This is a genomic window from Psychrobacillus soli (genome assembly GCF_006861775.1).
Lineage (GTDB): Bacteria > Bacillota > Bacilli > Bacillales_A > Planococcaceae > Psychrobacillus > Psychrobacillus soli.
Genome location: NZ_VDGG01000016.1, coordinates 85,427 through 96,291 on the forward strand (window position 1 = coordinate 85,427; position 10,865 = coordinate 96,291).

Here is a 10,865-nt window from a genome sequence, read left to right on the forward strand (position 1 = left end):
TACTTTTTAGGAACGTTTACCCCAAAACTGATAATAATCAGTTCGAATAAAACCATTAAATAATTTCCGCTTTTTCGTCGCTCTTCTGCCAAATGCCTGTTCAAAGTTTTCCATGGAAGAAAGCATATAAACTGACCAAGATGGATATTGCCCCATCAGATGGCCTAAATCACTAATTGCTTGCTCGATTATTTCTACTTCCCCAATACGCTCTCCGTATGGGGGATTTCCGATCATAACACCATCTGTTAAGGATGTAGAAAAATCACTCGCTTGCATTTGCTTAAATGTGATTAGATCAGCAAAGCCAGATTCAAATGCATTTTGCTCGGCAATTTGGATCATTTTATGATCAATATCTGAACCAATAATTTGAAGTTCTTGGTCATAATTTGCAAGATTCTCCGCTTCATTTCTTACGTCTTCCCAAATTGTTTTGGGCATCCAAGACCAAGCTTCACTATGAAAATCACGATTAAAGCCTGGTGCGATGTTTTGTCCAATCATGGCCGCCTCAATAGGTATAGTCCCAGATCCACAAAATGGATCCACGAACGGACGATTAGGACTCCACTTGGAAATTTTCACGAGTGCAGCTGCAAGTGTTTCTTTTAATGGAGCCTCCCCTTGCTCTTGGCGATATCCTCGTTTATGCAGTCCAGCACCACTTGTATCAATTGTAATTGTCGCGATATCTTTTAAAATGCTTATTTCAATTTTGTATGTAGCTCCAGATTCATCTAAAAAACCAATTCGTTTATATGCAAGTTTTAATCGTTCTACAATAGCTTTTTTAACGATAGCTTGGCAATCCGGTACACTGAACAAAGTAGATTTAACGGATTTCCCTTGCACTGGGAATGCTGCATCTACTGGAAGAAACTTTTCCCATTGTACAGCTTTTGTTCGTTCAAAAAGTTCATCAAATGTTTTCACTGGGAACTGAGCGGCTACAATCTTTACTCGGTCAGCTACACGCAGCCATACGTTTGCACGTGCGATTGCTCGTTCGTCCCCTTCAAAATATACTTTTCCATTTTCCGTTGTTGTTTCATATCCTAATGCTTTTACCTCGTCAGCAACGATGGATTCTAGTCCCATCGCGGAAGTCGCTACTAATTTAAATGTTGTCATTATAAATTCCTTTCTTGTTTATGAATTTCCCATAACTCTAAGAAATCCAACAGCTCTGTACTTGGAATGGGTTTGCTAAAATAATATCCTTGAATGATATCACAGCCCATTTCCTTTAAAAGTTTCACTTGATCTTTTGTTTCTGCGCCTTCAGCTATCACCTTTATTTGTAACCTGTGCGCCATTAAAATAATCGCTTCTACAATTGCTTGTTTATCTTGTAAATCTGTCATTTGTTGAATAAAGCTGCTATCAACTTTTAAATAGTTTAACGGGAACCTATTTAAATAACTTAAGGAAGAATAACCTGTTCCAAAATCATCTATCGAAATTTTAAAGCCCATTCGCTTTAGTTTGATCAATTTCGTGACAACGGTTTCTGAATCTTGCATAACCGTTCGTTCTGTTAGTTCCAACTCCAGTTGGTATGGACTACAATTATACTTCATAATGATTGCATTTATTCGTTCCATAAAATCATCTTGTTGAAAATGAAGTGCCGCAATATTGATGGAGACTGGTAAATCTTGAATACCTTTCGATCTCCAATCGACCATATCGATGCATACTTTTTCTAGAATCACTTCACTTAATGGGATGATTAAACCAGTATCTTCCGCATACGGAATAAACTCCGCTGGAGATACAACACCTAATTTATCATTTGTCCATCTAACAAGAGCTTCCACTCCGATTATTTGTTGCGTATTTAAGGATACTTTCGGTTGGTAATGAATAACAAACGCTTTCTGTTGAATCGCTTTTCTCAGTTCTGATTCCAACAAAAGTATTCGTTTTGAATCTGTTTTTAATTCATCAAAGTAAAACGCATACTGACTGCGTCCATTTTGCTTGGCAAAATACATTGCTTTATCGGCTTTTTGTATAAGTGTTTCTACTTCTATCCCATCTTGCGGATAAAAACTAATTCCTATACTTGATGTAATGTAAATTTCATTTCCATTTATATGAAATGGCTTATTCAATAAAGTATTTATATCTCGCGCTATATGTGCAGCATCTATTTGATGTTCAATATTTGTTATTGCAAGTAAAAATTCGTCTCCCCCATATCTAGCGAAAAGATCATTTCGACTTACAATTGAATTGATACGATTTGCAATATGTATTAAAAGCAAATCCCCTATTTCATTGCCTAGTGTTTCATTGATTTGTTTAAAACGATCTAAATCTATGAAAAGTATTGCATGTTTACAGGAGTTACTCGTTGATGTACTAATTATATTATCCAATAAATTGTAAAATGAGTTTCTATTGATCGTTTTAGTTAAAGAATCCGTAATCATAAGTTCTTTTAATTCTTTTTCTACCACTTTTTTCCGAGAAATATCCGAAAAAATACCGAAGTAGTTTGTCACTTTTCCTTCGGTGTTTGTAATACGTTTTATCGTTAGTATTTCTGGATAAATTTCTCCGTTTTTGCGTTTATTCCAAATTTCTCCTTGCCACGAACCTTTGCTTTTTAAATCTTTCCACATGTTTGAGTAAAAGATAGCGTCTTGTTTACCGGATTGAAGTATCCGTGGAGTTCTTTCTCTTACTTCTTCTTGTGTATAGCCAGTAACTTTCTCAAAAGCAGCGTTTACAAGTAGTATATTCAATTTATGATCTGTTATCATAATGCCCTCAGAAGTTGATTGGAATACTTCTTCCACTAATTTATTTGGATACAAAAAAAATTGTACAGGTGGTTGTTGACCCATTTTGCACACCAGCCTACTTTTTTATTAGAAAAGAAAAGCTCTCCTTGTATGGAGAGCTTCATAATTATTTAATATAGCCACTCATACACCCAATAAGCCATGTTTTGTTTCTACGGTACTCAAACGGCGCATTACCTCGTACGATGTAGATGGCAATCATCTATCTACGAAAATTGCTTTTCGTTCTTCTATCCGTTCATTTCCTTCAAGAAAATTCCCCTACCATAATTTGGGTTTCTCACTCGTGGGGTTTACCTCGTTCCACCTGTATAGTTTCCCATACAGCATCGTCACTGTGGCACTTTCAGAGATTGTCAGCCATATCATAAGACTTAGGCCTTCATCCCGCCGTCAGCTAAATTAGCTGCCTTAGTTTATTTTTTCACTAAGCACGAACACTACATTCATCTCAGAATTGTGTGAGCATGGACTTTCCTCTACAATGATCTAGCATTGCAGCGATTGCCCGGATATATAAGTGGTAGTACTAGTATAATCGATATTTGGACTAGTTACAATGCATATGAATTAATATAATTATTCGTACAATTTACTGCCGAATACATGCTTTTCTAAATGAGAAAGTCTTTTTAAAATATCAAAGTTCGTCGCTCCTACTTGTGGTTGGGCAGGTGCCGTTCTTTTTGGTGCTTCTGCAAGTTCCTCTTTTAGTTGGTTAATCTCTAATTGAAGTTGGGAAATTTTCTTTTCATATGCTTCATAATCTTGAATGATGTCATCTAAGAAAATATCAACTTCTTCTTGATTGTAGCCTCTTAGGCCCGTTTTAAATTCTTTCTCAAGTATATCTGAAGTCTTTAATTTTGTTTCCATATGGCATCTTCCTTCCGTTACGTTTCACTAACCCTATTATAGCATAACGATGTCGAATAATGGAGCATTTTAAGGCTGTGAGACTCGCTTTTTGTTAGGTTGTGCGCTTTCCCGGGAAATAGTTAATTTCCGAATTATTCTCGCTTCTCTTTTTTGAAGATCTTGACGCAAGCGCAATTGCTGTTTTCTACTTCCCACACTCGGCGTTTTCTCTAGATAATCCGCGCATTTCCTCGTTATTTCTAAAGCCATTTCGAAATCTTTTTTCCGATGCTCGTAAAGTTTTGCTAGTTCCATATAAACGTTGATGCGATATTTCCCGACTATTTTAAGTAACGACGCTTGAAATGCTGCAAGGCTATCATCGAATAATTGCAATTTTTTTAAATGCAACCCAACATAATAATACGCCACACTTACTTCCGCTTCTTCGAATTCATCAATTACGAACTGGAACCAATCGTGACTCGCGTCCACTGATTTTAAGTCACGAAACCACCTGCCAATATTCGTGTACGTAATAGAAGATTCCACTACTTCCTCTTCTTTTAATAGCTTCACCGATAAAATATACAACGTTACTAGTGATAAAATATCCCACTCATTATGCAGTAGCACCTTCATTAAGTTAGCAGGATCTCCATGTTTCACCGCATCGAAATAAATAATCGGTGCAAGATGGCCGGGAATATCATTTTCCCTGACAAATCCTAGTTTCTGCTCTTCCAGTTGTTTCAGCTTAAATCGTTCTAAATCACCTTTCCAAATTCGTTTAGAGGAGTGCATTAAATCGATTTGCGCATGTTCTTTCAGTGGAGGAATCATATTTCGGTTCATCGTCCATCTTGATGCCAATTGAGGCAAATCGAAACTTTTGCCATTGTACGTAATAATCGTTTGCGTCCTTTTCCAGAACTCTGATTCATACAAAAAAGAGGATTCTTGACCGGGTTCTGCTAGTACATATTGTGTTAATAAAAAACCGTTTGCCACTTGCTTTAACATGCCATTTAAAAAAATGAGTACACCTGTCCCTTTCAATCCCGTTGTTTCCGTATCGTAAAAACAAAAAGGAATATTGGGTGCAACAGTCAGTGGATGATCAGGATACGTTTCTTGCATAAACGTAATCGCTTCATGTAAATGATGTAGCCCAATGTTTCCATGTATATGCGACTGCTCATAAAAAGTTTCTTTCATAAACAAAAAACCTTTTTCATTTTTTATAAGTTTTAGTCCGGCTCTCTCCCATTGTTCTGTATAAAAAGGAAGTGCAACAATCGGCACTTCCTTTTTAGGTTCTTCTTTTTGTGAATTCTTTTTCACGAGGCCTTTCATTTGCATCAGTTTTTTTTCATACGACATGCTCATCCACCTGTACTAAGTGTAGTAGTTTGATCACTTCTTTTTTCAAGTTCAACTCCGCGTCTTGGGCGCCTATACATGCGGGACATCCATTCGTACATGGACAAGCCTCTACTTGCTCAGTCACTTTTGGTACTAAATCATTCCAAAGATCGTACATTCTTTCAGATAAACCGATTCCACCTGGATAACTATCATACATATAAAAAGTTGGCTTTTCTGCATGAATGGACTTCACTTGTGGTACAACATGAATATCTTTTGCATCACAGTGGATGAATAATGGGATAAATGCATGTAGTGCATAGGCAACTCCTGTCATTGCATCTGATAATAAGGTTTCCGTCCAATCGCTTGGTTTATCAAAACTAAACCAAGTCGAAGATGTATGCAATTCGAGTGGTGGTAAATGAATTTTCCCAGAACCAATATTGTCGTGTGTATCAAACTTTATCTTTTTGAAGATCGTTGGTTGGGCTAACACTATAATGTCACCAAATCGTAACGTTCCAATCGTTGCTTCTCTTTCCTTATCTTCACTTAATACTTTTAGCTCTACGGCAATATTTGCATCCGTGAAATAATCGACATCGACTTCTTGAACAAATGCTTTCTTTTCTTCCCAATCCAGTTTTTCTACTTGAAATTGGGTTCCTTGATGTAAGTAAATCGCTTCTTCGTGAAGTAAAGTCATTGCACTATATTGATCCATTTCCCCGATTACTCTCGTTTTAGTTGGTATTGTTTGATCGATAATGATGACGTTTTCTTGCGAAGCAGAGCGTAGGCTAATATTACTTGCTGGAAAACTTTCCGACATCCAATGCCATTTATCAGCAGTTTTCAATAAAACCCCTTCACTTTCTAAAAAAGCGAGTAATTCTTGAATCGAAAACTCTGCATACGTATCCATCGTCGTAAATGGCAGCTCAAATGCAGCACATTTTAAATGATCCATTAAAATAATCATATTATCTGGATGTATACGAACTTCTTCTGGAGACTGACCTAAAAAATATTCCGGATGCTTTACAACATATTGATCGAGTGCAGTGGACTGTGCCACATAAATAATGAGCGCTTCGTCTTGTCTTCGCCCCGCTCGTCCTGCTTGTTGCCAAGCACTCGCAATATTTCCCGGGTAACCAGTCATAATACATGCTTGCAATTGTCCAATATCGACACCAAGTTCCAGTGCATTCGTACTTACTACAGTCCGAATAATACCATCTCTTAACCCCTTCTCGATCGTTCTTCTTTCAGAAGGTAAGTAACCACCTCTATAACCTCGAATGGTTTGATCATTAATCTTTTTACTTACTAATGCTTGTAAATAAGTTACAAGCATTTCTACACGTACCCGACTTTTAGCAAATACAATCGTTTGAATGCCATTCGTATATAATTCCTGTGCAATATCTCGTACTTCTAAAATAGCACTTCTTCGAACATTAAATACTGGATGAACAATTGGTGGGTTGTAAAAGACAAAATGTTTTTTCCCAGACGGTGCACCATTTTGATCAATCAGTTCATGCGTTGTATTCGTTAGGTTTTCTGCTAACTCTTTTGGATTTTTGATCGTAGCCGATGTGCATATAAATTGCGGATTGCTTCCGTAAAATGCACAAATGCGTTTTAACCGGCGGATCACATGTGCGACATGACTTCCAAATACTCCTTTATATGTATGAATTTCATCAATCACGATATATTTTAGATTTTCAAAAAGAGATACCCATTTTGTGTGATGAGGGAGTATCCCTGAATGGAGCATATCTGGATTCGTCAAAACAATATGGCCTGACTTCCGTACTTTTTGCCTAATCCCCGGTTCGGTATCCCCATCATACGTAAAGCTTAATATTTCTTCCTCGCTTGCTTTGATTAAATCGTTTAAATCACTTTTTTGATCTTGAGCTAATGCTTTTGTTGGAAATAAATAAATAGCACGCGAGGTTGGATCTTCTAATATGGATTGAAGAACCGGTAGGTGGTAACATAGCGACTTTCCGGAGGCGGTTGGGGTAATCGTCGTATAAGATTTTCCAGATGTTGCTGCGTCGAACGCTTGCCGTTGATGGACATATAATTGATGTACTCCACGGATTTTTAACGCTTTTTGAATAGATGGATGCATCGTTTTTGGAAATGGAGCATATACTGCTTCTTTCTCTTCTGTTACATGAATATGTTCAATTCTGGAAAAACGATTTTGGTCTATTTTCCAGTCATCTAACAATTCCTGTATGCTTTTTTTAGTCAGCATGCTCATCCCCCACTTCTTTAATCGCTTGAATGATTGTTTCCAATGTATATTTCGATGAATGAATCGATTTTAAAAATCGCATCTTACTCGTTCCTTTATAATACGATTGAACGATGAATTGCTTCATGGATTCAAGTAAAGAGTCTACCTGACTTGGATGGACATATTTTGGTCGCTTCACTTGAATCCATGTTCGAACGAGCTTTTCCCATTCAAGCAATATTTCATCTAATTGATAGGCATGTGGCTTTACTTCCTTAAAAAAATCAGGTTCTTTGTCTTGTTCTCTATATAATTGAAAGCGCAAAATGCTTTCATCACATTCTTTTATTAACTGTTCGCTTAAACGCAATAACGACATTCTAATCCCCCGCATTCTAGTAATAGTGTAACAAATTACAGCATAGATTACTAGTTGCAAACGAACGTACATTCTTTATAATTGGTTTTCGATTTTTTCTAGTTTTCCAAGCAAGCGAAAGGATGATTTACTAAAATCTTCTTCAAACTGATCTTGTTCGTCGCTCAGCCGATTTTCAAGTAAAAATTCTAATAACTCCAATTGATCAATAATACGTTCGATTTTATTCATTTTACTACCTCCCTTTTTAGAGTATGTTCCTTGTTTTTTAATAAATCCCTTCCCGCTCGACAAACGTTCTTTCCAACGGACAAAACTAGTAGAAAGTCGACACGTTCTTGCAGAATCACAACTTTTCTTGTAGGGAAAATGCGTCGGAGTGCGTATGAAGTGTCTCCGGTGAGTCGGGCGCTTTCCGCCGGGTGAGCGATGAGCCAGCAGCGAAAATCAATTGAAATTGCTTTATTACTAAGCAACGACTTGCTAAAAACAAGATTTTTTGCAGATTTTTTATTGTTTGAATCCAGTAAATGGCCAAGAGCAACACATCTCTAGGTGAAAGCAATCAAATCTATTCGGAAAGCAATCAAATCAGCACCAGAGCAACCAAATTGCCAGCGAAAGCAACCATTTCTTAAAACAGCAAGTTTAACTTGGAGTGATACGAAGATGACTGTTCCTCATAATTTATAAACGTTTCGCAAATGGACTATAATGTTGCGCTTAGGTATTTGACAACTTTCACTAGTTAAATAGAGCGGATACTCTTGCCGTAATGCGCTGGGCCGCATGAGTCGAAGTATGAGACCCATTTGTGTTCAACACGAGTTGACTCATTCGAGGTGTGGCAAGCACGAAGGCTAGTGGAAACTTCTTACGACGCAATATCCTTAAACGGTAATTTGCAAATCTTATGCGCCATGGTGAAACTAAATAGAAACTATTATCGTCTAATTATCTTGTGTTGAGCCTGAATGCTTTAATTTCCGCTACTCGGGGTGGAGTCTTAACACCTAAAAGTGATAAACTAATAGCATAGAGAGGTGAATATCTTGGCTATTCGTTATCCGAACGGGAAACTGTACACGCCCAAAAAGGAAACAGAAACAAAGAAAAGAAAAGACTATTCCTTTAGTAATAGGGGTAAAACATTAGAAGATGAACTAAGCGATGCAAATGAATACTATCTCACACATGAAATCGCAGTCATATATAAAAAACCAATACCAATACAAGTCGTGAAAGTCGATTATCCGAGTAGAAGTAGCGCTGTCATTAAAGAAGCTTACTACCGGACTCCATCTACAACCGATTTTAATGGCGTGTATGAAGGGAAATATATTGACTTTGAAGCAAAAGAAACGGAAAATAGAACAGCATTTCCTTTAAAAAATGTCCATCTTCATCAAGTAGAACATATGAGTAAAGTAGTGAAACAACAAGGTATCAGTTTTTTACTCGTTCGCTTTTCTGCAGTGGATAGGTATTTTTATCTGCCTTTTGACCAATTACAGCGATTTTGGGATAGAATGCTAGCGGGAGGAAGAAAATCTATTGCATTAGCCGAGTTTGAAGAACATGCAATAGAAATTATGCCCAAATATGCACCAAGAATTGATTATTTAAAAATAGTTAATGACTTATATGCATAAAGTGAAAGTGAGGAGAAGTTTATGAGTGAGCAAAAACAAACTCGTGAACAACGTAGAAAGCAATTACAACAAAAAAAGAAAAAGACAAATACACCAGTAAAGTTCTGGATTAAACGTATATTGATAGCAATTGTCGCACTAGGTATCGTCGGGCTCATTGCAGGAGGATCTCTTTTCGCTTATTACGCGAGCTCAGCGCCTAAATTAGATGAAAGCTCGTTGAAAGATCCGATTAGCCCTAAACTTTTAGATGCTAACGGAGAACTATTTGCGACACTTGGCGCAGAAAATAGAGAGTATGTACCTTTCGATGAAATACCTAAACAAATGCATGATGCTATCATCGCTACCGAGGATTCACGTTTTTACGAACATTTTGGCGTGGATTTTTTACGATTAGGTAAAGCTGTACTTGCGAACATCACACATGGTTTTGGCGAACAAGGAGCTAGTACCATAACACAACAAGTAATCAAAAACTCTTTCTTAACAAATGAAAAAACATTAAAACGTAAAGCGCAAGAAGCATATTTATCGATTCAATTAGAACGAAAATATGATAAAGAAGAAATCTTTGAAATGTATTTTAATAAAGTACTGATGTCCGGCAGAATTTACGGATACGGAACAGCAGCTAAGTATTTTTACGGCAAAGAATTAAAAGACCTGACATTAGATCAGTATGCTGTTCTAGCGGGTATTTCCCAACGACCAAATGCATATAATCCGTTTAAAAATCCTGACCTTGCTGAAAAACGAAGAAATACAGTTCTACATTTAATGAATCTGCATGACAAAATAACAGATGAAGAAATGAAAGCCGCACAGGCAGTTCCAATAGAGGATACTTTACTTCCTGAAGAAGAACGTGTGGCAAAACAAAACACAAAATATGATGCATTTATTGACATCGTTTTGGATGAGTTAGAAAAACATGGAGATGGTGATACCATTTCAGAAGGAATCACGATTCATACAACGCTTCAACCAAAAGCACAACAACAAGTGGAAGAAACGTTAAATTCAGATATGTTCCCTACAGAAGATATTCAAGCAGCTGTGGCGGTTATTGATACGAAAACAGGCGCGATTGCTGCAGTAGGCGGTGGCCGTAATTACGGTGCAGAACGTGGCTACAACTTCGCATATGATATGAAACTTAGATCACCAGGTTCAACGATTAAGCCTTTAATCGATTATGGCCCAGCTGTTGAATTTTTAAATTGGTCTACCGGTCAAACAATCGTCGATGCAGAAATGACATATACCGGTACAAAGCAAGTTGTACGAAACTTTGATGGAAAATATAAAGGTGCGATGACAATGCGTGAAGCCCTTTATAATTCCCGAAATGTTCCTGCTGTCAAAACGTTACAAGAAGTAGGGACGAAAAACGCTAAAGAGTTTATTAATCGTTTTGGAATCGATATTGGAGAAGTGCATGAAAGTTCAGCAATCGGTGGTACTTCAAAATCGATGTCCCCTATTCAAATGGCTGGTGCATATGCAGCATTTGGTAATAACGG

9 protein-coding genes and 1 other RNA gene are annotated in these 10,865 nt (G+C 37.2%); 2 read left to right on the forward strand and 8 right to left on the reverse strand.

Annotated elements, in window-relative coordinates; genetic code table 11:
• Positions 1-6: 6 nt before the first annotated feature.
• From FG383_RS09600 to FG383_RS20885, 8 genes are all read right to left on the reverse strand, one after another.
• Positions 7-1,134 carry a THUMP domain-containing class I SAM-dependent RNA methyltransferase gene (locus FG383_RS09600; protein ID WP_142607194.1) on the reverse strand — a complete coding sequence of 376 codons (1,128 nt, stop codon included), beginning with the start codon at positions 1,132-1,134 and terminating at the stop codon, positions 7-9.
• Positions 1,134-2,858 carry a putative bifunctional diguanylate cyclase/phosphodiesterase gene (locus tag FG383_RS09605; RefSeq protein WP_142607195.1) on the reverse strand — a complete coding sequence of 575 codons (1,725 nt, stop codon included), beginning with the start codon at positions 2,856-2,858 and terminating at the stop codon, positions 1,134-1,136. Before FG383_RS09605 ends, FG383_RS09600 begins: the two co-directional genes overlap by 1 nt.
• 88 nt (positions 2,859-2,946) lie before the next feature.
• An RNA gene (gene rnpB, locus FG383_RS09610) (RNase P RNA component class B) lies at positions 2,947-3,332 on the reverse strand.
• A gap of 63 nt (positions 3,333-3,395) precedes the next feature.
• Positions 3,396-3,692 carry a cell division regulator GpsB gene (gpsB, locus tag FG383_RS09615; protein WP_142607196.1) on the reverse strand — a complete coding sequence of 99 codons (297 nt, stop codon included), beginning with the start codon at positions 3,690-3,692 and terminating at the stop codon, positions 3,396-3,398.
• Positions 3,693-3,761: 69 nt separating this feature from the next.
• The gene (locus tag FG383_RS09620; protein ID WP_185907897.1) at positions 3,762-5,057 is read right to left on the reverse strand and encodes a ribonuclease H-like domain-containing protein; all 1,296 of its coding nucleotides are present in this window, start codon (positions 5,055-5,057) and stop codon (positions 3,762-3,764) included.
• Positions 5,047-7,326 (reverse strand): DEAD/DEAH box helicase, encoded by a 2,280-nt coding sequence (locus FG383_RS09625; protein ID WP_142607198.1) that lies wholly within the window; start codon positions 7,324-7,326, stop codon positions 5,047-5,049. Before FG383_RS09625 ends, FG383_RS09620 begins: the two co-directional genes overlap by 11 nt.
• Positions 7,316-7,687 carry a YppE family protein gene (locus FG383_RS09630; RefSeq protein ID WP_185907898.1) on the reverse strand — a complete coding sequence of 124 codons (372 nt, stop codon included), beginning with the start codon at positions 7,685-7,687 and terminating at the stop codon, positions 7,316-7,318. The genes FG383_RS09625 and FG383_RS09630 overlap by 11 nt, the downstream gene beginning before the upstream one ends.
• A 75-nt stretch (positions 7,688-7,762) precedes the next feature.
• Positions 7,763-7,918, reverse strand: a complete 156-nt coding sequence (locus tag FG383_RS20885) for a hypothetical protein (RefSeq protein ID WP_185907899.1) — start codon at positions 7,916-7,918, stop codon at positions 7,763-7,765.
• 821 nt (positions 7,919-8,739) lie between these two features.
• Here FG383_RS20885 and recU point away from each other — a divergent pair.
• Both recU and FG383_RS21310 read left to right on the forward strand, forming a co-directional pair.
• Positions 8,740-9,339, forward strand: coding sequence for a Holliday junction resolvase RecU (recU, locus tag FG383_RS09635; RefSeq protein ID WP_142607200.1), 600 nt, complete (start codon positions 8,740-8,742; stop codon positions 9,337-9,339).
• A gap of 21 nt (positions 9,340-9,360) precedes the next feature.
• Positions 9,361-10,865, forward strand: a 1,505-nt coding sequence (locus FG383_RS21310) for a transglycosylase domain-containing protein (RefSeq protein ID WP_246096948.1), incomplete at its 3' end; no start/stop codon positions are given.